Genomic DNA, 228 nt, shown 5'->3' with positions numbered 1-228 from the left:
GGAGTTGGATGGTGCGGCGGAGGTTTTGGCGCGGCGGTTGGTGGGGTTGGGTGCGGGGCCTGAGGGGTTTGTGGTGTTGGTGGTGCCGCGGGGGTTGGGGATGGTGACGTCGTTGTTGGCGGTGGTGAAGTCGGGTGCGGCGTTTGTTCCGGTGGATCCGGAGTATCCGGTGGAGCGGATTGCGGCGGTGTTGGGTCAGGTGGATCCGGTGGTGGTGGTGTCGGTTTC

At 65.8% G+C, this 228-nt stretch carries 1 protein-coding gene; it reads left to right on the top strand.

Going from position 1 to position 228, the window contains the following annotated elements; genetic code table 11:
* Positions 1 to 4: 4 nt before the first annotated feature.
* The coding region (locus tag IH09_RS40820) for an AMP-binding protein (protein ID WP_404827324.1) at positions 5 to 228 on the top strand (224 nt) is incomplete at its 3' end.

Origin of the sequence: Streptomyces celluloflavus, from assembly GCA_000720995.1 — a bacterium.
GTDB lineage: Bacteria > Actinomycetota > Actinomycetes > Streptomycetales > Streptomycetaceae > Streptomyces > Streptomyces celluloflavus.
This window is presented reverse-complemented; position numbering and strand designations above follow the sequence as displayed.